This window comes from Pseudomonas sp. SDO5591_S426 (assembly GCF_054070755.1).
In genome coordinates, this window is the sequence record NZ_JBSVXD010000104.1 from 1 (window position 1) to 21,819 (window position 21,819).

Genomic DNA, 21,819 nt, shown 5'->3' on the forward strand with positions numbered 1-21,819 from the left:
ATTTTGCTTTCACAAACAAGATCAAAAGATCGCAGCCTGCGGCAGCTCCTACAGGGGCCGTGAACAGTCCATAGATTGTTGTTCACTATTGTTCACTGTCAATGGGTGAACTGTTCAATTGTTCATTTGTGATTGTTCATTTGTGTTCAGCAACGAATGTCGGCTTACCTCGTTTTCCAGGGTTTTCTACGTAAATCAACAACTTGAATTTTCTGGCACGAAAGTCGCTCTAGTGCTCCGGTCGCTTGATTCCAAAAATAAAAAAGGCCGAGCCATGTCATTAACCCTGGAGCATGTCAGCCGCACCGTCGAGGGCCAGACCTGGATTGACGATGCGTGCCTCAGTTTCGAACCCGGATCCTTCAACGTTTTGCTCGGGCGCACGCTGTCCGGCAAAACCAGTCTCATGCGTCTGATGGCCGGGCTGGACAAGCCCGACAGCGGCCGCATCCTGATGAATGGCGTCGATGTCACGCAACGCCCGGTGCGCCTGCGCAACGTGTCGATGGTCTATCAGCAGTTCATCAATTACCCGACCATGACCGTCTTCGAGAACATCGCCTCGCCGCTGCGCCAGGCCGGTGTGTCCAATGAGCTGATCCAGAGCAAAGTGCTGGAAACCGCGAAGATGCTGCGCATCGAGAAATTCCTCAAGCGCTATCCCCTCGAACTTTCCGGTGGTCAGCAACAACGCACGGCCATGGCCCGCGCGCTGGTCAAGGACGCCGAACTGATCCTGTTCGACGAGCCGCTGGTCAACCTCGACTACAAGCTGCGCGAAGAACTGCGCCAGGAAATGCGCGAGCTGTTCAAGGCGCGCCACACTATCGCGATCTACGCCACCACCGAACCCAACGAAGCCCTGGCCCTGGGCGGGACTACGACCATCCTGCATGAAGGCCGGGTGATCCAGAGTGGCAAGTCGTCCGAGGTGTATCACCAGCCGCAGACCGTGCTGGCGGCGGAGCTGTTTTCCGAGCCGCCGATCAACCTGATGCCCGGACGCATTGCCGGTAACGAAGTGAGCTTCGCCAATTTCGTGCACTTCCCGTTGAACGTCGATTTGCGTCCGGTAGGCGAGGGCGAATTCCGCTTCGGCGTGCGCCCCAGCCACATCTCGCTGGTGCCGAGCAACGACGATGACCTCGAATTGGCGGTGACCGTGGAAGTCGCGGAAATCAGCGGCTCGGAAACCTTCCTGCACGTGCGCAACGAACACTTCCTGTTGGTGCTGCACTTGCCCGGCGTTCACGAATACGACGTCGATGCGCCGATCCGCATCTACATCCCGACTCATAAACTGTTTGTGTTCGATGCGCAGGGGCGGCTCGTCCAGGCGCCGGGCCGGCGCATCGCGAGGGTTGCCTGATGGCCGAAATCCGTTTGCAGAACCTCGCCCACAGCTACACCAGCACACCGAGTGGTCCGGAGGATTACGCGATCCGCGAGATGGACCACATCTGGGAACAGGGCGGTGCCTATGCCTTGCTCGGCCCGTCGGGCTGCGGCAAGTCGACCTTGCTCAACATCATTTCCGGGTTGCTCAGCCCGTCCCAGGGCCATGTGCTGTTCGACGGCAAAGCGGTCAATAACCTGACCCCGGAGAAGCGCAACATCGCCCAGGTTTTCCAGTTTCCGGTGGTCTACGACACCATGACGGTGTTCGACAACCTGGCCTTCCCGTTGCGCAATCAGGGCATGGCCGAGGCGAAAGTTCACACCAAGGTGCAGGAAATCGCCGAAGTCCTCGACCTGCAGAACCTGCTCAGCAAAAAAGCCCGCAACCTCACCGCCGACGAGAAACAGAAAGTCTCCATGGGCCGTGGGCTGGTACGCGATGACGTGTCGGCGATCCTCTTCGACGAGCCGCTGACAGTGATCGACCCGCACCTGAAGTGGAAGCTGCGGCGCAAGCTCAAGCAGATCCACGAGCAGTTCAACATCACCATGGTCTACGTCACCCACGATCAACTGGAGGCCTCGACCTTCGCCGACAAAATCGCGGTGATGTACGGCGGGCAGATCGTGCAGTTCGGCACACCCCGGGAATTGTTCGAGCGGCCGAGCCACACCTTTGTCGGCTACTTCATCGGCAGTCCGGGGATGAACCTGATCGAGGTGCAGCCGCAACCGGGTGGTGTCGGTTTCGCTTCGACTCATTTGCCGTTGTCCGAGGCCATGCAGAAACGCATCGCCGAGTCTGAATGGAAAACCCTGAAAGTCGGTATTCGACCGGAGTTCGTGCATGTCTGGGACGAGCCGTTTGATGACGCGATGCGGGCACAGGTCGTACACGTCGAAGACCTCGGCACCTACAAGATCATGACCCTGAACCTCGACGGTGCTCCGCTGAAAGTGCGCCTGGCCGAAGACAAACCGGTGCCCGAAGGCACGGCCTACATCAGTTTTCCGGCGCAATGGCTGATGGTCTACGCCGACGAATTCCTGCTGGAAGCCCAGGCCAACCATGAGGTGCAGCCATGAACAAGGTGCAGAACAACAAGGCCTGGTGGCTGGTGTTACCGGTGTTTTTGCTGGTGGCGTTCAGTGCGGTGATCCCGATGATGACCGTGGTCAACTATTCGGTGCAGGACATCTTCGACCAGTCCAGCCGCTATTTCGTCGGTGCCGACTGGTACAAGCAGGTGCTGCTGGACCCGCGCCTGCACGACTCGCTGTTGCGTCAGTTCATCTATTCGGCCTGCGTGCTGCTGATCGAAATTCCGCTGGGGATCGCAATTGCGCTGACCATGCCGACCAAGGGCCGATGGTCGTCGGTGGTGTTGATCATCCTGGCGATTCCGCTGCTGATCCCGTGGAACGTGGTCGGCACCATCTGGCAGATCTTCGGCCGGGCCGACATCGGCCTGCTCGGTTCGACCCTCAACGCCATGGGCATCAGCTACAACTATGCGGCCAACACCATGGACGCCTGGGTCACCGTGCTGGTGATGGACGTCTGGCACTGGACCTCGCTGGTGGCGCTGTTGTGCTTCTCCGGGTTGCGGGCGATTCCGGATGTGTACTACCAGGCGGCGCGGATTGACCGGGCCTCGGCCTGGGCGGTGTTCCGGCACATCCAGCTGCCCAAGCTCAAGAGTGTGCTGTTGATCGCGGTGATGCTGCGTTTCATGGACAGTTTCATGATCTACACCGAGCCGTTCGTGCTCACCGGCGGCGGGCCGGGAAATGCCACGACCTTCCTCAGCCAGACCCTGACGCAGATGGCGATCGGGCAGTTCGACCTGGGGCCGGCGGCAGCGTTCTCGCTGGTGTACTTCCTGATCATCCTGTTGGTGTCCTGGCTGTTCTACACCGCCATGACTCACTCTGACGCCAACCGCTGAGGCCATCATGAGCAAGAGAAAGCTGATACCACTGCTGATCTACATCCTGTTCCTGCTGGTGCCGATCTACTGGCTGCTGAACATGTCCTTCAAGAGCAACACCGAAATCCTCGGCGGCCTGACGCTGTTTCCCCAGGATTTCACCTTCCACAACTACAAGGTGATCTTCACTGATCCGGCCTGGTACACCGGTTACCTCAACTCGCTGTACTACGTGAGCCTGAACACGGTGATTTCCCTGAGCGTGGCGTTGCCGGCGGCGTATGCGTTCTCGCGCTATCGTTTCCTCGGCGACAAGCACCTGTTCTTCTGGCTGCTGACCAACCGCATGGCACCACCGGCGGTGTTCCTGCTGCCGTTCTTCCAGTTGTATTCGTCGATCGGCTTGTTCGACACGCACATTGCCGTGGCTCTGGCGCATTGCTTGTTCAACGTGCCGTTGGCGGTGTGGATTCTGGAAGGCTTCATGTCCGGCGTGCCCAAGGAAATCGACGAAACCGCCTACATCGACGGCTACAGTTTCCCCAAGTTCTTCGTGAAAATCTTCATCCCGCTGATCGGCTCCGGCATTGGTGTCACGGCGTTTTTCTGCTTCATGTTTTCCTGGGTCGAACTGCTGCTGGCGCGAACGCTGACCTCGGTGAACGCCAAACCCATTGCAGCGGTCATGACGCGCACGGTCTCGGCGTCCGGTATCGACTGGGGCGTGCTAGCGGCGGCGGGGGTGTTGACCATCCTGCCGGGCATGCTGGTGATCTGGTTTGTTCGCAACCACGTGGCCAAGGGCTTTGCCCTGGGCCGGGTATGAGGAGCTGATGATGGAATGGATGAGCTGGACCGTCCCGACGGCGGCATTCTTTGGTGTGATCGGCTTGATTCTGGTCGGTATGACGACCTGGGAGTTGCGCTCGCCGAGTGTTCTTCGGCGTGGTTTTTTGCCGATTGCCACCACCCGTGGCGATCGGTTGTTTATCGGTCTTCTCGGCAGCGCCTACCTGCATTTGCTGGTAATTGGCGTCACCGACTGGAGCATCTGGGTAGCGTTCGCGTTGTCCCTGGTGTGGCTGTTGGCTGTGATGCGTTGGGGCTAGTCGAATCGCTCGGCAATGTTGCTCCGAAATTCAATAAGGAGGTCTCTATGTTCGACAAAAACAATAAGCTGCGACATAGCATTTCATTGGCAGCCATGCTGGCACTCAGCGGTTTGAGCGCTTCGGCCTGGGCCGATGCCTACGAAGATGCCGCGAAGAAATGGATCGGCGCTGAATTCAAGCCGTCCACCCTGACGGCCGATCAGCAACTCGAAGAGCTGAAGTGGTTCATCAAGGCGGCTGAACCGTTTCGCGGGATGAGCATCAAGGTTGTATCGGAAACCATCGCCACCCACGAGTATGAATCCAAGGTGCTGGCCAAGGCGTTCAGCGAGATCACCGGGATCAAACTGACCCACGACCTGCTGCAGGAAGGCGACGTGGTTGAAAAACTGCAGACCCAGATGCAGTCGGACAAGAACATCTATGACGGCTGGGTCAACGACTCGGACCTGATCGGTACGCACTTCCGCTACGGCAAGACCGAATCGATCACCGACTTGATGGCCAACGAAGGCAAGAACTTCACTTCGCCGACCCTCGACATCAAGGACTTCATCGGCATCTCGTTCACCACCGCACCGGACGGCAAGATCTATCAATTGCCTGACCAGCAGTTCGCCAACCTGTACTGGTTCCGTGCTGACTGGTTCGAGCGTGCGGACCTGAAAGCCAAGTTCAAGGAAAAGTACGGCTACGAGTTGGGCGTACCGGTGAACTGGTCGGCCTATGAAGACATCGCCAAGTTCTTCACCGAAGACGTCAAGGAAATCGACGGCAAGCGTGTTTACGGGCACATGGACTACGGCAAGAAAGACCCTTCTCTCGGCTGGCGCTTCACCGATGCCTGGTTCTCCATGGCTGGTGGCGGTGACAAGGGCTTGCCGAACGGCTTGCCGGTGGACGAATGGGGTATCCGCGTCGAGGATTGCCATCCGGTGGGTTCCAGCGTGACCCGTGGCGGCGACACCAACGGCCCGGCGGCCGTGTTCGCTACCACGAAGTACGTGGACTGGATGAAGAAATACGCGCCACCGGAAGCGGCGGGCATGACCTTCTCCGAATCGGGTCCAGTGCCGTCGCAGGGCAACATCGCCCAGCAGATCTTCTGGTACACCGCGTTCACCGCCGACATGACCAAACCGGGCCTGGCAGTGATGAACGCCGATGGCACGCCGAAATGGCGCATGGCGCCGTCGCCGCGTGGGCCGTACTGGGAAGAGGGGATGAAACTGGGCTATCAGGACGTGGGTTCGTGGACGTTCATGAAGTCCACGCCTGAGAAACAGAAACTGGCTGCCTGGCTGTACGCGCAGTTCGTAACCTCGAAAACCGTTTCGCTGAAGAAAACCATCGTTGGCCTGACGCCGATCCGCGAGTCGGACATCAACTCGCAAGCGATGACCGACCTGGCGCCGAAACTTGGTGGCCTGGTGGAGTTCTACCGCAGCCCGGCCCGCGTGCAATGGACCCCGACCGGGACCAACGTGCCGGATTATCCTCGCCTCGCGCAGTTGTGGTGGAGCCACATTGCTGAAGCCGCCAGCGGCGAGAAAACCCCGCAAGAGGCACTCGACGGTCTGGCCAAGGATCAGGACGCCATCATGTCCCGCCTGGAACGCTCCAAGGCCCAAGCCACCTGCGCCCCGAAAATGAACCCTGAGCGCGATGCGCAATACTGGTTCGACCAACCGGGCGCACCGAAGCCGAAACTGGCGAACGAGAAGCCTAAAGGCGAGACCGTAAGCTACGCCGAACTGCTGAAATCGTGGGAGGCGGCGCGTAAGTAAGGCTGACTTGTAAGAAGCGAACGGCACCGTAAGGTGCCGTTTTCTTTTGTGCCTGATCTATCGCTATCGCGAGCAGGCCAGCCCTGATACCGATTACCAATGACCGAACACAAATCCCACAAAAACAAAAACGGCACCCGAAGGTGCCGTTTCTGTTGACTACCGAATATTGCTTAAGCGATCAACCCGCCAGGCCCGATTGCTGAACCAGGTTCAGCAGCGGTTGTGGGTAGACGCCGAGGAAGAACGCGACCAGGGCGATGGCCAGCAGCATCACGCCGCCTGCTTTCTGTTCCCAGTGCAGTTGCGCATCGTGGCGACGCAGGTTCGGTTCGATCAGGTACAGGGTGACCATGACGCGCAGGTAGTAGAACACGCCGATGGCGCTGCCCAGTACCAGCGAGCCGACCAGCCACCATTGGTGCGATTCGACACCGGTGGCGATGATGTAGAACTTGCCGATGAAGCCAGCGGTCAGCGGGATACCAGCCAGAGACAGCATCATCACGGTCAGTACGGCGGTCAGGTACGGACGGCGCCAGAACAGGCCGCGGTATTCGTACAGGGCGTCCGCGTCACGGCCGTTGTACGGCGAGGACATCAGGGTGATTACGCCGAAAGCACCGAGGCTGGTGATCACGTAAGTGACCAGGTACACGCCGATGGCTTCCACGGCCAGACCCTTGCTCGCCACCAGGGCGATCAGCAGGTAACCGAAGTGGGCGATGGACGAGTAACCCAGCAGACGCTTGAGGTTGCTCTGGGTCAGTGCCAGCAGGTTACCGAACAGGATCGACGCAATGGCGATGATGGTCAGCACGTCGCTCAGCACACCGCTGCTTGCCGCTGGCGAGATCTGGAACAGACGCACCATCACCGCGAACACAGCAACCTTGGACGCGGTAGCGAGGAACGCTGCAACCGGCGCCGGAGCACCTTCGTAAACGTCCGGCGTCCAGAGGTGGAACGGTACCAGCGACAGCTTGAACGCCAGACCGATCAGCATCATGCCCAGGCCCAGTTGCGCCAGCGAGCTTGGTAGGCCAGTAGCCGCCAGCGCCTGACCGATGCCGACGAAGCTCAGGGAGCCCGAGTCTGCGTACAACAGCGCCATACCGAATAACAGGAATGCCGAGCCGGCCGCCGACAGCACCATGTACTTGATGCCGGCTTCCAGGGAACGCTTGTTGAAGAAGGCGTAGGCCACCAGACCGTAGACCGGCACCGACAGCAGTTCCAGACCGATGAACAACCCGGCCAGGTGCTGCGCGCTGACCAGAACCAGGCCACCGGCGGCGGCCATCAGGATCAGCAGGTACAGTTCTTCACGGTTGCCCGGGTAACCCGAACCGCCATCGCCGAGGTAGGCGTGGGCGAGGGTCACACAGGCGAGGGTGGCGACCAGGATCAGCGCCATGTACAGGCAGGCAAAGGTATCGATTTGCAGCAATGGCGTCACAGCCAATGGCGCGACTTTCAAGGCTGGCAGGATCGACAGCAAAGCCAGGTTCAAACCCGCCACGGAAATCAGGAAGGTCTGCGAGTGGTTGCGGCGCCAGGCGATTGCCAGCATCACCACGATAATGGTGAGGCTGGTAATCAACAGCGGCGCTAGCGCGATAAAGTGTTGAGTCGTGAATTCCATAGCGCTCTTACCGGGCCGAAGCGAGTTGAGTGAAGGCGGTGCCGAGCCACTGCTGCACGCCATGCATCGTCGCGGCAGAGGTATCGAGGAACGGTTGTGGGTACACGCCGAGGTAGATCAGCAGTGCAGCCAGCCCGACCACCATGATCAGTTCGCGACCGTCCATGCCATGCAGTACCGCGTCCGATTTGGCCGGGCCGAAGTACGCGCGGTGGATCATGATCAGCGAGTAGACCGAACCGAACACCAGGCCGGACGTCGCGATGATGGTGACCAACGGCGCAGCAGGGAAGGTGCCGATCAGGATCAGGAACTCACCGACGAAGTTACCGGTACCCGGCAAGCCCAGGGACGCGGCTGCGAAGAACAGGCTGAGGGCCGGCAGGTAAGCGATCTTCGACCACAGGCCACCCATTTCACGCATGTCGCGGGTGTGGGTGCGTTCGTACAACTGGCCACTCAGGATAAAGAGTGCCGCGGCCGACAGACCGTGCGCCAGCATCTGCATCACAGCGCCTTGCAGCGCCAGTTGGCTGCCGGAGTAGATGCCGATCAGTACGAAGCCCATGTGGGAAACGGACGAGAAGGCAATCAGACGCTTGATGTCGGTTTGCGCGAACGCCAGGAACGCACCGTAGAAGATCCCGATCAGACCCAGGGTCATGGCGATCGGCGCGAACTCGGCCGAAGCGTTCGGGAACAGCGGCAGGGCGAAACGCAGCAGGCCGTAGGCAGCGGTTTTCAGCAAGATACCGGCGAGGTCGACGGAACCCGCGGTCGGCGCCTGGGCGTGAGCGTCAGGCAACCAGGAGTGGAACGGTACGACCGGCAGCTTGACCGCGAAGGCGATGAAGAAGCCGAGCATCAGGATGTACTCGGTGGTCATCGACATCTTGGTTTTCAACAGGTCGGCGTAGTTGAAGGTAATCACGCCGGTTTCGTTGAAGTTGACCAGTACCAGACCGAGGATCGCCACCAGCATGATCAGGCCGGAAGCCTGAGTGAAGATGAAGAACTTGGTCGCCGCGTAGATCCGGGTTTTCTTGCCGTCCGAAGAACTGTGACCCCAGAGCGCGATGAGGAAGTACATCGGCACCAGCATCATTTCCCAGAAGAAGAAGAACATGAACAGGTCGAGGGCGAGGAACACGCCGACGACACCGCCCAGGATCCACATCAGGTTCAGGTGGAAGAAGCCAACGTGACGTTGAATCTCTTTCCACGAGCAGAGTACCGAGAGGACACCCAGCAGACCGGTCAGCAGGATCATCAACAGCGACAGGCCATCGAGGGCCAGGTGCACGCTGATGCCGAAGCGCTGGATCCAGATGTGCTTGAACTCAATCACCCAGGTCGGATCGGCGCCAGGCGCCGGAGCAAATGAATAGTCGCCGTGGGCCCACAGCCAGAGGCCGAGCGCGAGTTCCAGGGACATGGTCAACAGCGCAATCCAGCGTGGGAGGGTAGAGCCGAAGCGCTCACCCATCCAGCACAGCAGGCCGCCGATGAAGGGAATCAGGATTAGCCAAGGCAGAATCATGACGGGCTCGTTTCCTTTCGCAAATTCGCAAGGTTCATATCAGACCGCTACCAGCACGACGGCGCCAATTACCAGCACGGCACCAGCAGCCATCGAGGCGGCATACCAACGCAGTTGACCGGTCTCGGTACGGCTCAGGGCGGTGTGACCGCCTTTGGCCATGCGCGGGATCAGACCGATGGTCTGGTCGAGCGGGTCTTTGCGCAGCATGTGGCTGATCGCCAGGTACGGCTTGACGAACAGTTTGTCGTAGATCCAGTCGAAGCCCCAGGCCGCGAACCACCAGGCCGAGAGGAAACGACCGATGCCGCTGTTGGCGATGGCAGTGACGAAGCGACGCTTGCCGAGGAACAGCAGCGCGGCCAGCAGGATACCGGCCAGGGCGATGGCGCCCGACGCGATTTCCAGGCTGTGCTTGGCTTCGCCGCCGGCATGGCCGACGCTTTGTGGCAGCACACCGTGCAGCGGAGGAACGATCATTGCGCCGATGAAAGTCGACAGTACGATCAGCACCGACAGTGGCAGCCAGTGGGCAATGCCGTGACCGGCGTGGGCTTCGGTCTTCGCTTCACCGTGGAACGCGATGAAGATCAGGCGGAAGGTGTACAGCGAGGTCATGAACGCGCCGACCAGACCTGCGTAGAGCAGACCGTTGTTGCCGCTGGCGAACGCTTCCCAGAGGATTTCGTCCTTGGAGTAGAAGCCCGCGGTCACCAGAGGCAGGGCCGCCAGGGCCGCGCCGCCGACGATGAAGCTGGCGTAGGCCAGTGGCAGCTTCTTCCACAGACCGCCCATCTTGAAGATGTTCTGCTCGTGGTGGCAGGCAACGATCACCGCACCGGAAGCAAGGAACAGCAGCGCCTTGAAGAAGGCGTGGGTCATCAGGTGGAAAATCGCGCCGTCCCAGGCACCAACGCCCAAGGCCAGGAACATGTAGCCGATCTGGCTCATGGTCGAGTAGGCGAGGATACGCTTGATGTCGGTCTGAACCAGGGCCGCGAAGCCAGCCAGAACCAGGGTCACGCCGCCGACGATGCCGACCAGGTGCAGGATTTCCGGCGCCAGAGTGAACAGGCCGTGGGTACGGGCGATCAGGTAGACGCCCGCGGTCACCATGGTTGCAGCGTGGATCAGTGCCGAAACCGGAGTAGGACCGGCCATCGCATCCGCCAGCCAGGTTTGCAGCGGCAGTTGCGCGGATTTACCGACAGCGCCGCCCAGCAGCATCAGGGTAGCCATGACCATCCAGAAGTCGCCGGCCTGGAATTTCTGCGGTGCCAGCACCAGCAGTTCCTGAACGTTCAGCGTGCCCAGTTGGGCAAACAGAATGAACAGGCCGATGGCCATGAACACGTCACCGATTCGAGTCACGATGAAGGCTTTGAGTGCGGCGTTACCGTTGTTGCGGTTGCTGTAGTAGAAACCGATCAACAGGTACGAGCACAGGCCCACGCCTTCCCAACCGAAGTACAGGAACAACAGGTTATCGCCCAGCACCAGGAACAGCATGCTCGCGATAAACAGGTTGGTGTAGGCGAAGAAGCGCGAGTAACCGGCTTCACCGCGCATGTACCAGGACGCGAACAGGTGGATCAGGAAGCCGACGCCGACGACCACGCCGAGCATGGTCACGGACAGGCCGTCCAGATACAGCGCGAAGTTCGGGGTGAAGCCTTCAACCGCCATCCACTGCCACAACACCTGGGTGTAGTGACCGCCTTCTGGCGGGGCGACGTTGAATTGCCAGATCACGTAGGCGGTCACGATTGCCGACAGACCGATGGAACCCACGCCGATCAGAGCAGCCAGGTTTTCCGAGATGCGTCCACGGGAGAACGACAGCAGCAGGAAACCAATAAGAGGGAATACGAAAGTCAGAAAGAGTAGGTTCATCCGCGCATCTCACTGGCAGCGTCGATATCGAGCGTGTGGAAGCGGCGATACAGTTGCAGCAGGATCGCCAGGCCGATACTGGCCTCGGCGGCTGCCAGGCTGATCACCAGGATGAACATGATCTGTCCATCCGGCTGCGCCCAACGGCTACCGGCAACGATGAAGGCCAGTGCAGAGGCGTTCATCATCACTTCAAGACTCATCAACACAAACAAAATGTTGCGGCGGACCATCAGGCCGACCAGACCGAGGCAGAACAGGATGCCGGCGACCGCCAGACCATGCTCCATAGGGATAGCAGGCATCGTCATTGCTCCTTGGCTTCGTTGCGGCCCAAGTGGAACGCCGTGACGGCTGCGGCGAGCAGCAGCATCGAGGCGAGTTCAACCACCAGCAAGTAAGGACCGAACAGGCTGATGCCCACGGCCTTGGCGTCTACGGTGGTGTGGCCGACGGCTTCACCGGTCTGGTGGGAGAACAGCACATACAGCAGTTCCACCAGCAGCAGCGCGGCGAGGAGGACCGGGCCGCCCCAGATGCCGGGCTTGAGCCAGACGCGCTCTTGCTGAACCGAGGCCGGGCCAAGGTTCAGCATCATCACCACGAACACGAACAGCACCATGATGGCGCCAGCGTAGGCGATCACTTCCAGGACACCGGCAAACGGTGCGCCGAGGGCGAAGAACGTCATCGCCACGGCGATCAGCGAAATGATCAGGTAGAGCAGGGCGTGCACAGGGTTGGTGTTGGTGATCACGCGAAGCGTGGACACCACAGCGATACCCGATGCGAAATAGAAAGCGAATTCCATCTTTCTTCCTTAAGGCAGCAAGCTCTTCACGTTGATCGGTTCGGCTTCATTCTGCGCGGAGCCTTTCGGCTTCCCGGCAATCGCCATACCTGCAACACGATAGAAGTTGTAATCAGGGTTTTTGCCGGGGCCGGAGATCAGCAGATCTTCTTTCTCGTAAACCAGGTCCTGACGTTTGAACTCGGCCATTTCGAAATCCGGCGTGAGCTGGATTGCGGTGGTCGGGCAGGCTTCCTCGCAGAGGCCGCAGAAAATGCAGCGCGAGAAGTTGATACGGAAAAACTCCGGATACCAGCGGCCGTCGTCGGTTTCGGCTTTCTGCAGCGAGATGCAACCGACCGGGCATGCCACGGCGCACAGGTTGCAGGCTACACAACGCTCTTCGCCGTCGGGGTCGCGGGTCAGGACGATACGGCCACGGTAGCGCGGCGGCAGGTAGACCGGTTCTTCCGGGTACTGCAGCGTGTCGCGCTTGCGGAAGGCGTGGCCGAAAATCATCACCAGGCTGCGAAGCTGGGTGTAGAGGCCATGCACGATGTCAAATATGTACTTCATGATTCTCTATCCTCACTGAGCCGCGACGGCGGGCGTGTTGAGCAACACGATCGCAGCGGTCACCAGCATGTTGACGAGGGTCAGCGGCAAGCAGAACTTCCAGCTGAAATCCATCACCTGGTCATACCGTGGGCGCGGAATCGAGGCGCGCAGCAGGATGAACAGCATGATGAAGAACGCGGTTTTCAGTGCGAACCAGATGAACGGGATCTGCGGCAGGATGCCGAACGGACCGTGCCAGCCACCGAAGAACAAGGTCACCAGCAGCGCCGAGATCAGCACAATGCCGATGTACTCGCCGACGAAGAACATGCCCCATTTCATGCCGGCGTATTCAATGTGGTAACCGTCGGCCAGTTCCTGTTCCGCTTCCGGCTGGTCGAACGGGTGACGGTGAGTCACGGCCACGCCAGCGATGAAGAAGGTCAGGAAACCGAAGATCTGCGGAATGATGAACCACAGGTTCTGCGCCTGGTAATCCACGATGTCACGCATGTTGAACGAGCCGACCTGGATCACGATGCCCATCAGCGACAGGCCCATGAACACTTCGTACGACACGGTCTGCGCCGAGGCACGCAAGCTGCCCAGCAGGGCGAACTTGTTGTTACTCGACCAGCCGGCGAACAACACCGCGTAGACCGACAGACCGGCCATGGCGAAGAAGAACAGGATGCCGATGTTCAGGTCCGCCACGCCCCAGGTCGGGGTGATCGGGATGATCGCGAAGGCAATCAGCAGGGCGCTCATGGCGACTACCGGTGCCAGGGTGAAGATCATCTTGTCGGCGAATGGAGGCGTCCAGTCTTCCTTGAAGAACATCTTGATCATGTCGGCGGCGATCTGGAACGCGCCGAACGGGCCGACGCGGTTCGGACCGTAACGGTCCTGCCAGAGGGCGAGCAAACGACGCTCGACCCAGCTGAGCAGTGCGCCACAAACCACCACAGCGAGCAGAATCACCACGGCCTTGAGGACCGCGATGATCACGTCGATCACTTCAGGAGTGAACCAGGTCATTGAGCTGCCTCCTGCAGACCGTCAACGGATTTGCCAAAGATGGCTGGTGGAATGCCGGCGATGCCCGCAGGCAATGCCACCAGGCCTGCACCCAGTTCTTCATTGATACGCAGCGGCAGACGCAAGGTCTGGCCAGCCACGTTCAGGCTCAGCATGGCGCCGTCGTTGACACCGAGGCGATCGGCTTCGGACTTGGCCAGGGCAACATAAGCAGCCGGAATGCGCTCTTGAACCGGAGCGGCTTTCGAAGAGTTCTCTTCGCTGCCGAACAGGTGGAAGAACGGCACGACCTGCCAGGTGCCCTGAGCCGGGTTGAACGCGCGCGGAACGCTGGCGAACCAGTTCAGCGAGTCACCGGTGCTTTCGATCAGGCGGGTGCCCGGGTCGCCAGCGCGGATGTGACCACCGACTTCGTCCTGGAACTTGTTCCAGGCTTGCGGCGAGTTCCAGCCCGGAGACCAGGCGAATGGCACTTGCTGACGCGGTTCAACCGAACCCGAGTAACCTTCCATCGAGAAGGCGAACGCGGTGTCCTTGTCCTGCGGGGTACGCGGTTCATGCACGCTGATGTCAGCGCGCATGGCGGTACGACCGGAGTAACGCAGCGGTTCGCGGGCCAGTTTCATACCCTTGATGCGGAACGCGGCGGACGGTGCGGCATCGACAATGCGGTTCAGGATCGAAGTGCTGTCTGCGACAGCGGCGGTGACGTGGTCCAGTTGGGTCCAGTCAATCGGCTGGTTCAGCAGGGTAGCGCGCAGGGCATGCAGCCAGCGCCAGCCTTCGTGAACCAGGATGCTCGCGTCCATGTACTTCGGATCGAAAACCTGGAAGAAGCGCTGGGCGCGGCCTTCCTGGCTGACCAGAGTACCGTCGCCTTCAGCGAAGCTGGCGGCTGGCAGGACCAGATGCGCGCGATCGCTGGTGGCAGTCTTCTGATGGTCGGCAACGATCAGCACTTTCGCGGCGGTCAGAGCGGCATCAACTTTGGCTTTGTCGGTACGGGTGTACAGATCGTTTTCCAGCACGACGATGGCGTCGGCCTTGCCATCGATCACGGCTTGCAGCGCAGCGTCGACCGATTCGCCACCGAGCATGGCCAGGCCGAGGCTGTTGGCCTCTGGCACGATCAGGCTGATGGAACCGTTCTTCTCGCGCAGCTTCAGGGCTTTGGCGATGTTCGCAGCAGCTTCGATCAGGGCTTTGGAGCCCAGGGAAGTACCGGCGATGATCAGTGGGCGCTTGGCCGCGAGCAGGGCGTCGGCAATGCGCTTGGCCAGTTCGAGGGCTTCAGCGTCCAGGCCTTCAACGGCTGGAGCGCTGGCGTCGAGGGCGTGAGCCACGGCGAAACCGATGCGGGCCAGATCGTCGGGAGCGGCGTGAACGCACTCTTCGGCGATGTCGTCGAGCTTGGTTTCAGCCAGGCTGGCAATGAACAACGGGTTCAGCGCGTGCTGGCCGATGTTCTTCACCGCGGCGTCGAGCCAAGGCTGGACGCGCATGGCGTCGGCCATGTCTTCGGCCTTGCCCTTGACCGATTGACGCAGGGACAAAGCCATGCGCGCAGCAGTCTGGGTCAGGTCTTCACCGAGGACGAACACAGCGTCGTGGTCTTCGATGTCGCGCATGTTCGGCACTGGCAGCGGGCTGTCTTTCAGCACTTGCAGGACCAGACGGATGCGCTCCAGTTCGGCAGCTTCGATACCCGAATAGAAGTGCTCGGCACCGACCAGTTCACGCAACGCGTAGTTGCTTTCGAGGCTGGCGCGCGGCGAACCGATACCGACGATGTTGCGGCCGCGCAGCAGGTCGGCGGCTTTATCCAGCGCTTCGTCGAGGCTCAGCTTGGTGCCGTTCGCCAGCAATGGCTGACGCGGGCGGTCTTCGCGGTTGACGTAGCCATAGCCGAAACGGCCACGGTCGCACAGGAAGTACTGGTTCACCGAACCGTTGAAACGGTTTTCGATGCGACGCAGTTCGCCGTAACGTTCGCCCGGGGAGATGTTGCAACCGCTGGAGCAGCCATGGCAGATGCTCGGCGAGAACTGCATGTCCCACTTGCGGTTGTAGCGCTCGGAGTGAGTCTTGTCGGTGAATACACCGGTCGGGCAGACCTCGGTGAGGTTGCCGGAGAACTCGCTTTCCAGGGTGCCGTCTTCAACGCGACCGAAGTACACGTTGTCGTGGGCGCCGAACACGCCGAGGTCGGTGCCGCCGGCATAGTCTTTATAGAAGCGCACGCAGCGGTAGCAAGCGATGCAGCGGTTCATTTCGTGGGAAATAAACGGGCCCAGTTGCTGGTTCTGGTGGGTACGCTTGGTGAAGCGGTAACGGCGCTCGTTGTGGCCGGTCATTACCGTCATGTCTTGCAGGTGGCAGTGACCGCCTTCTTCACAGACCGGGCAGTCGTGAGGGTGGTTGGTCATCAGCCATTCGACAACACTGGCGCGGAAGGCCTTGGATTCTTCATCTTCGATGGAGATCCAGGTGTTGTCGGTGGCAGGGGTCATGCAAGACATGACGATACGACCACGGGTGTCGTTCTCGTCGGTGTACTGCTTGACCGCGCACTGGCGGCAAGCGCCAACGCTGCCTAGGGCAGGGTGCCAGCAGAAATACGGAATATCGAGGCCCAGAGACAGACATGCCTGTAACAGGTTGTCTGCCCCATCGACTTCGAGCGCTTTGCCGTCTACGTGGATAGTGGCCATGGTTCAAAGTTCTTCGTTGGCCCGGTGTCAGCGGGCGTGGCTAATGGAATCTTGTTATCCGCGTGAATCAACACAGCCGTTAAAGGCGTCATCACACGAAAAGCGAAGGGCACGGACCCTTCGCTTTTTTTAAGCGTTTACGCGCCGACTACGATCGGCCTTGCCAGAGGCGGGACGGCGGCGCTGACAGGCGCGATACCGGCTTCGAACTCTGGACGGAAGTATTTGATTGCGCTGCCCAACGGCTCCACGGCGCCCGGTGCGTGAGCACAGAAGGTCTTGCCTGGGCCGAGGAAACCGACCAGACCCAGCAGGGTCTCGATGTCGCCTGGCTGACCTTCACCGTTCTCGATGGCCATCAGGAGCTTGACGCTCCATGGCAAGCCATCACGGCACGGGGTGCAGAAACCACAGGACTCGCGGGCGAAGAACTGCTCCATGTTGCGCAGCAGCGACACCATGTTGACGCTGTCGTCCACCGCCATGGCCAGGCCGGTACCCATACGGGTGCCCACTTTGGCGATGCCGCCGGCGTACATTTGTGCGTCCAGGTGTTCCGGCAACAGGAAACCGGTACCGGCGCCGCCAGGCTGCCAGCACTTGAGCTTGTAACCGTCGCGCATGCCACCGGCATAGTCTTCGAACAACTCGCGACCGGTGACGCCGAACGGCAGTTCCCACAGGCCCGGGTTCTTGACCTTGCCGGAGAAGCCCATGAGCTTGGTGCCCATGTCTTCGCTGCCTTCGCGAGCCAACGATTTGTACCAGTCCACGCCGTCGGCAATGATTGCCGGCACGTTGCACAGGGTCTCGACGTTGTTCACGCAAGTCGGCTTGCCCCACACGCCAACGGCGGCAGGGAAGGGCGGCTTGGAGCGCGGGTTGGCGCGGCGGCCTTCGAGGGAGTTGATCAGTGCGGTTTCTTCACCGCAGATGTAACGCCCGGCGCCGGTGTGGACGAACAGCTCGAAATCGAAGCCGCTGCCCAGGATGTTCTTGCCCAGCAGGCCCGCTGCCTTGGCTTCTTCCACGGCACGGTTGAGGTGCTTGGCGGCGGTGGTGTATTCGCCACGCAGGAAGATGTAGCCACGGTAGGTTTTCAGTGCACGGGCACTGATCAGCATGCCTTCGATCAGCAGATGGGGCAGTTGCTCCATCAGCATGCGGTCTTTCCAGGTGTTCGGCTCCATTTCATCCGCGTTGCACAGCAGGTAGCGGATGTTGATGGATTCGTCCTTGGGCATCAGGCCCCACTTCACGCCAGTGGGGAAACCTGCGCCGCCGCGACCTTTAAGACCGGCGTCTTTCACGGTCTGGACGATGTCGTCCTGAGCCATGTCGGCGAAGGCTTTGCGCGCAGCGGCGTAACCGTTCTTGGCCTGGTACTCGTCGAGCCATACGGCTTCGCCGTCGTCACGCAGACGCCAGGTGAGCGGGTGAGTCTCGGCCGAACGCTTGATGCGGTTGGCTGGACCGAAAGAAGTCAGGGTCATACGTAGCCCTCGAGCAATTTGGCAACGCCTGCTGGCTGCACATCACCGAAAGTGTCGTCGTCGATCATCAACGCCGGCGCCTTGTCGCAGTTGCCGAGGCAGCAGACCGGCAGCAGGGTGAAACGACCATCGGTGGTGGTCTGACCCAGGCCGATGCCGAGTTTGCTCTGGATTTCGCTGACCACGGACTCGTGGCCGCCGATGTAGCAGACCATGCTGTCGCAGACGCGAATGATGTGACGGCCCACTGGCTGACGGAAGATCTGGCTATAGAACGTCGCCACGCCTTCAACGTCGCTGGCCGGGATGCCGAGGATCTCGCCAATGGCGTACAAGGCGCCGTCCGGCACCCAGCCACGTTCCTTCTGGACGATCTTCAGGGCTTCGATCGACGCCGCGCGCGGGTCTTCGTAGTGATGCAGCTCGTGCTCGATGGCCGAGCGCTCGGTTTCGCTCAGGGCGAAACGGTCTGTCTGGATAAGCGTGCTGTTCATGCTTAGCGGTCCACGTCGGCCATAACGAAATCGATACTACCCAGGTACGCAATCAAGTCCGCGACCATGCTGCCTTTGATCACCGAAGGGATCTGCTGCAGGTGCGGGAAGCTTGGGGTACGAATCCGGGTGCGGTAGCTCATGGTGCCGCCATCGCTCGTCAGGTAATAACTGTTGATGCCCTTGGTCGCTTCGATCATCTGGAAGGATTCGTTGGCCGGCATGACCGGACCCCACGAAACTTGCAGGAAGTGCGTGATCAAGGTTTCGATGTGCTGCAGGGTGCGCTCTTTCGGCGGCGGCGTGGTCAGCGGGTGATCCGCCTTGTACGGGCCTTCCGGCATGTTGCGCATGCACTGCTCGATGATCTTGATGCTCTGGCGCATCTCCTCGACGCGTACGATGCAGCGGTCGTAGGCATCGCCATTGGCCGCCAGCGGCACTTCGAATTCGAAGTTCTCGTAGCCCGAGTACGGGCGCGCCTTACGCAGGTCGAAATCGCAACCGGTCGAACGCAGACCAGCACCGGTGACACCCCATTCCAGGGCTTGCTTGGTGTTGTAGTCGGCGACGCCGATGGTCCGGCCACGCAGGATGCTGTTGTCCAGTGCGGCTTTCTGGTATTCGTCCAGACGCTTTGGCATCCACTCGACGAAGTCTTTAACCAGCTTTTCCCAGCCGCGCGGCAGGTCGTGGGCGACGCCACCGATGCGGTACCAGGCCGGGTGCAGACGGAAACCGGTAATGGCTTCGATCACCGTGTACGCGCGCTGGCGGTCGGTGAAGGTGAAGAACACCGGGGTCATGGCGCCGACGTCCTGGATGTAGGTACCCAGGAACAGCAGGTGGCTGGTGATTCGGAAGAACTCGGCCATCATGATGCGGATGACGTCGACCTTCTCTGGCACCTTGATGCCGGCCAGCTTCTCGACCGAGAGCACGTACGGCAGGTTGTTCATCACGCCGCCGAGGTAGTCGATACGGTCGGTGTACGGGATGAAGCTGTGCCAGGACTGACGCTCGGCCATCTTCTCGGCACCACGGTGGTGGTAGCCGACGTCCGGAACGCAGTCGACGATCTCTTCACCGTCCAGCTGCAGGATGATGCGGAACGCACCGTGCGCCGAAGGGTGGTTAGGACCGAGGTTGAGGAACATGTAGTCCTCGTTCGGGCCGGAACGCTTCATGCCCCAGTCTTCCGGCTTGAAGCGCGCGGACTCTTCTTCGAGCTGCTGCTTGGCCAGGTTCAGGGTGAACGGGTCGAACTCGGTGGCGCGCGCCGGGAAGTCCTTGCGCAGCGGGTGACCTTCCCACGTCGGCGGCATCATGATGCGCGTCAGGTGCGGGTGGCCTTTGAAGTCGATGCCGTACATGTCCCAGACTTCACGCTCGTACCAGTTGGCGTTCGGCCAGATGCTGGTGACGGTCGGCAGGCTGAGGTCGCTCTCGGACAAGGCGACTTTGATCATGACGTCACTATTACGTTCGATCGACATCAAGTGATAGAACACGGAGAAGTCGACGCCGTTCGGCAGCCCTTGACGCTTGGTGCGCAGTCGCTCGTCCACGCCGTGCAGGTCATAAAGCATGACGTACGGCTTGGGCAGGTTGCGCAGGAAAGTCAGGACTTCGACGAGTTTGGCGCGGGCAACCCAAAGCACCGGCATGCCGGTGCGGGTAGCCTGGGCGGTGAACGCCTCGGGGCCAAAACGGTTGTTCAGTTCGACGACCACATCCTGGTCGTCTGCCTTGTAAGGCGGGATGTACAGAGCACTGCCTGTAGTCATGGTTATTTTATCGCTTTCGGTCAACGTAAAGAATGAAGCCAGTTTCTCGTTCTATTAAAGAAGCAGATCTGGATCAGACTTCGTCGGGGCTGCGCAGGTTGGTGACTGCGATTCGCTGTTCGCGGCGCTTTTCCTTTTCGGAAGGCATCTCGGCGCGATACACGCCTTGATCGCCAACGACCCAGGAAAGCGGGCGACGCTCCTGGCCAATCGACTCCTGCAACAGCATCAAGCCTTGCAGAAAAGCTTCTGGACGGGGCGGGCAGCCAGGCACGTAGACGTCCACGGGCAGGAACTTGTCCACCCCTTGAACGACAGAGTAGATGTCGTACATGCCACCGGAGTTGGCGCACGAACCCATGGAAATGACCCATTTAGGTTCGAGCATTTGCTCGTAGAGACGCTGAATGATCGGCGCCATCTTGATGAAGCAGGTACCGGCGATAACCATGAAATCCGCCTGACGCGGCGATGCCCGGATAACCTCGGCGCCAAAGCGCGCGATGTCGTGGGGCGCCGTGAAGGCGGTGGTCATTTCCACATAGCAGCACGAAAGACCGAAGTTATACGGCCACAGGGAGTTCTTGCGCCCCCAGTTGATCGTGCCGTTAAGCACGTCTTCGAGCTTGCCCATGAAAATGTTTTTGTGGACTTGATCTTCTAACGGATCGGAAACGGTTTCCCGTTGGCCAATCGGATACTGCTCGTTAGGAGCATCGGGGTCGATCCTGGTGAGATTGTATTGCATTGCCAAAGCCTCATTGTTTCAGCTTCGCTTGCCGCTTGCGCCGAGCTTCCGGAGCCCAGTCAAGGGCGCCCACTCGGAATAGGTAGACAAGACCTGCCAACAGAATTGCTATGAAAACGAGAGCTTCGACGAATCCGGTCCAGCCGCTTTCGCGGACGGACACAGACCATGCAAAGAGAAAGAGGGCTTCGATATCGAAGATCACGAACAACATCGCGACCAGATAGAATTTGGCTGAGAGCCGCAAGCGGGCGCCACCTGTAGGTAGCATGCCGGACTCGAACGGTTCGTTTTTGCTGCGGCCCCAGGCTTTTGACCCGAGGAGGCTGGAGACGCCCAGCATAAAGGCACAGAGGCCGATGACGCCTAGAAGGAAAATGGCAAAGCCCCAGTTGTGGGCCATGAGTCCTGTCGCTTCGGGCATGCTGGTAATCCTTAACAGAGAGCAAAGGTCTCTGAGCTTGAAAAAGAACAAAGCAGTGACGATATGTCGCAGCAATCAATCCCGCTGATTTTATGGCTAAACACCCGGCAAGTAAAATTCCTATAGCGAAATTATTTATAGGAATAAGGACATTACGTACCCTCAAAGCCCTGTAACCCTTGGCCTGCGGGCATTAGCCGGCATTTCGTCAATTATGTTTTGTAGGGAATGTAACGAACATAGTTGTGGCTAAATGATAATCAATATTGTTTGGCGTGAGATTTAAACTGTTTGCCCTGTGGGAAGTTGGGAAGTTGTCTTATATGCGCGTTACTGCAAGTAGCGGCGGGCTGGGTTTTAGCGGATTTTTCGGGTGGCGATGGCGAGCTGGATCAATGTTTTTCGTCGGGTGCCACGACCCTTGTAGGAGCTGTCGAGTGAAACGAGGCTGCGATCTTTTGATCTTGCCT

19 protein-coding genes are annotated in these 21,819 nt (G+C 59.8%); 6 read left to right on the top strand and 13 right to left on the bottom strand.

Features of this window, described 5'->3' with window-relative positions; genetic code table 11:
* Window positions 1-274 precede the first annotated feature (274 nt).
* From ACW9JC_RS19255 to ACW9JC_RS19280, 6 genes are read left to right on the top strand one after another with little or no spacing between them, the layout of a single operon-like run.
* The gene (locus ACW9JC_RS19255; RefSeq protein ID WP_338581894.1) at window positions 275-1,369 is read left to right on the top strand and encodes an ABC transporter ATP-binding protein; all 1,095 of its coding nucleotides are present in this window, start codon (window positions 275-277) and stop codon (window positions 1,367-1,369) included.
* Window positions 1,369-2,484, top strand: a complete 1,116-nt coding sequence (locus tag ACW9JC_RS19260; RefSeq protein WP_338581893.1) for an ABC transporter ATP-binding protein — start codon at window positions 1,369-1,371, stop codon at window positions 2,482-2,484. Before ACW9JC_RS19255 ends, ACW9JC_RS19260 begins: the two co-directional genes overlap by 1 nt.
* Entirely contained in the window at window positions 2,481-3,347 is an 867-nt protein-coding gene (locus tag ACW9JC_RS19265) for a carbohydrate ABC transporter permease (protein WP_150701293.1), read from the top strand. The genes ACW9JC_RS19260 and ACW9JC_RS19265 overlap by 4 nt, the downstream gene beginning before the upstream one ends.
* 7 nt (window positions 3,348-3,354) lie before the next feature.
* Entirely contained in the window at window positions 3,355-4,155 is an 801-nt protein-coding gene (locus ACW9JC_RS19270) for a carbohydrate ABC transporter permease (protein WP_046032508.1), read from the top strand.
* 10 nt (window positions 4,156-4,165) lie between these two features.
* Window positions 4,166-4,438 carry a DUF2160 domain-containing protein gene (locus ACW9JC_RS19275; protein ID WP_056854889.1) on the top strand — a complete coding sequence of 91 codons (273 nt, stop codon included), beginning with the start codon at window positions 4,166-4,168 and terminating at the stop codon, window positions 4,436-4,438.
* Between the two features lie 47 nt (window positions 4,439-4,485).
* Window positions 4,486-6,228 carry an ABC transporter substrate-binding protein gene (locus tag ACW9JC_RS19280; RefSeq protein WP_338581890.1) on the top strand — a complete coding sequence of 581 codons (1,743 nt, stop codon included), beginning with the start codon at window positions 4,486-4,488 and terminating at the stop codon, window positions 6,226-6,228.
* 181 nt (window positions 6,229-6,409) lie between these two features.
* Here the strand turns inward: ACW9JC_RS19280 and nuoN are convergent, their stop codons facing one another.
* The 13 genes from nuoN to ACW9JC_RS19345 form a co-directional block, all read right to left on the bottom strand.
* Window positions 6,410-7,873 carry an NADH-quinone oxidoreductase subunit NuoN gene (nuoN, locus tag ACW9JC_RS19285; protein WP_150701295.1) on the bottom strand — a complete coding sequence of 488 codons (1,464 nt, stop codon included), beginning with the start codon at window positions 7,871-7,873 and terminating at the stop codon, window positions 6,410-6,412.
* A 7-nt stretch (window positions 7,874-7,880) separates the two neighbouring features.
* Window positions 7,881-9,413, bottom strand: coding sequence for an NADH-quinone oxidoreductase subunit M (gene nuoM, locus ACW9JC_RS19290; RefSeq protein ID WP_457456877.1), 1,533 nt, complete (start codon window positions 9,411-9,413; stop codon window positions 7,881-7,883).
* Window positions 9,414-9,452: 39 nt separating this feature from the next.
* Window positions 9,453-11,306 (bottom strand): NADH-quinone oxidoreductase subunit L, encoded by a 1,854-nt coding sequence (gene nuoL / locus ACW9JC_RS19295; protein WP_457456879.1) that lies wholly within the window; start codon window positions 11,304-11,306, stop codon window positions 9,453-9,455.
* Window positions 11,303-11,611, bottom strand: coding sequence for an NADH-quinone oxidoreductase subunit NuoK (nuoK, locus tag ACW9JC_RS19300; protein ID WP_007946416.1), 309 nt, complete (start codon window positions 11,609-11,611; stop codon window positions 11,303-11,305). The genes nuoL and nuoK overlap by 4 nt, the downstream gene beginning before the upstream one ends.
* 2 nt (window positions 11,612-11,613) lie before the next feature.
* Window positions 11,614-12,117 (bottom strand): NADH-quinone oxidoreductase subunit J, encoded by a 504-nt coding sequence (gene nuoJ, locus ACW9JC_RS19305; protein WP_007970450.1) that lies wholly within the window; start codon window positions 12,115-12,117, stop codon window positions 11,614-11,616.
* 9 nt (window positions 12,118-12,126) lie between these two features.
* Window positions 12,127-12,672, bottom strand: a complete 546-nt coding sequence (gene nuoI, locus ACW9JC_RS19310; RefSeq protein ID WP_338581887.1) for an NADH-quinone oxidoreductase subunit NuoI — start codon at window positions 12,670-12,672, stop codon at window positions 12,127-12,129.
* A gap of 12 nt (window positions 12,673-12,684) precedes the next feature.
* On the bottom strand, window positions 12,685-13,692 hold the full coding sequence (gene nuoH / locus ACW9JC_RS19315; protein WP_160390008.1) for an NADH-quinone oxidoreductase subunit NuoH: 1,008 nt from the start codon (window positions 13,690-13,692) through the stop codon (window positions 12,685-12,687).
* Complete coding sequence (nuoG, locus tag ACW9JC_RS19320) at window positions 13,689-16,403, bottom strand: NADH-quinone oxidoreductase subunit NuoG (protein ID WP_457456883.1); 2,715 nt, start codon at window positions 16,401-16,403, stop codon at window positions 13,689-13,691. The genes nuoH and nuoG overlap by 4 nt, the downstream gene beginning before the upstream one ends.
* Window positions 16,404-16,540: 137 nt before the next feature.
* Window positions 16,541-17,896, bottom strand: coding sequence for an NADH-quinone oxidoreductase subunit NuoF (nuoF, locus tag ACW9JC_RS19325; RefSeq protein ID WP_095059544.1), 1,356 nt, complete (start codon window positions 17,894-17,896; stop codon window positions 16,541-16,543).
* Complete coding sequence (gene nuoE, locus ACW9JC_RS19330) at window positions 17,893-18,390, bottom strand: NADH-quinone oxidoreductase subunit NuoE (protein ID WP_007981272.1); 498 nt, start codon at window positions 18,388-18,390, stop codon at window positions 17,893-17,895. Before nuoE ends, nuoF begins: the two co-directional genes overlap by 4 nt.
* 2 nt (window positions 18,391-18,392) lie before the next feature.
* Complete coding sequence (gene nuoC / locus ACW9JC_RS19335; RefSeq protein ID WP_338581884.1) at window positions 18,393-20,177, bottom strand: NADH-quinone oxidoreductase subunit C/D; 1,785 nt, start codon at window positions 20,175-20,177, stop codon at window positions 18,393-18,395.
* A 73-nt stretch (window positions 20,178-20,250) separates the two neighbouring features.
* Window positions 20,251-20,925, bottom strand: coding sequence for a NuoB/complex I 20 kDa subunit family protein (locus ACW9JC_RS19340; protein ID WP_046037844.1), 675 nt, complete (start codon window positions 20,923-20,925; stop codon window positions 20,251-20,253).
* Window positions 20,926-20,935: 10 nt separating this feature from the next.
* Window positions 20,936-21,349, bottom strand: coding sequence for an NADH-quinone oxidoreductase subunit A (locus tag ACW9JC_RS19345; protein ID WP_077045930.1), 414 nt, complete (start codon window positions 21,347-21,349; stop codon window positions 20,936-20,938).
* Between the last annotated feature and the right edge of the window lie 470 nt (window positions 21,350-21,819).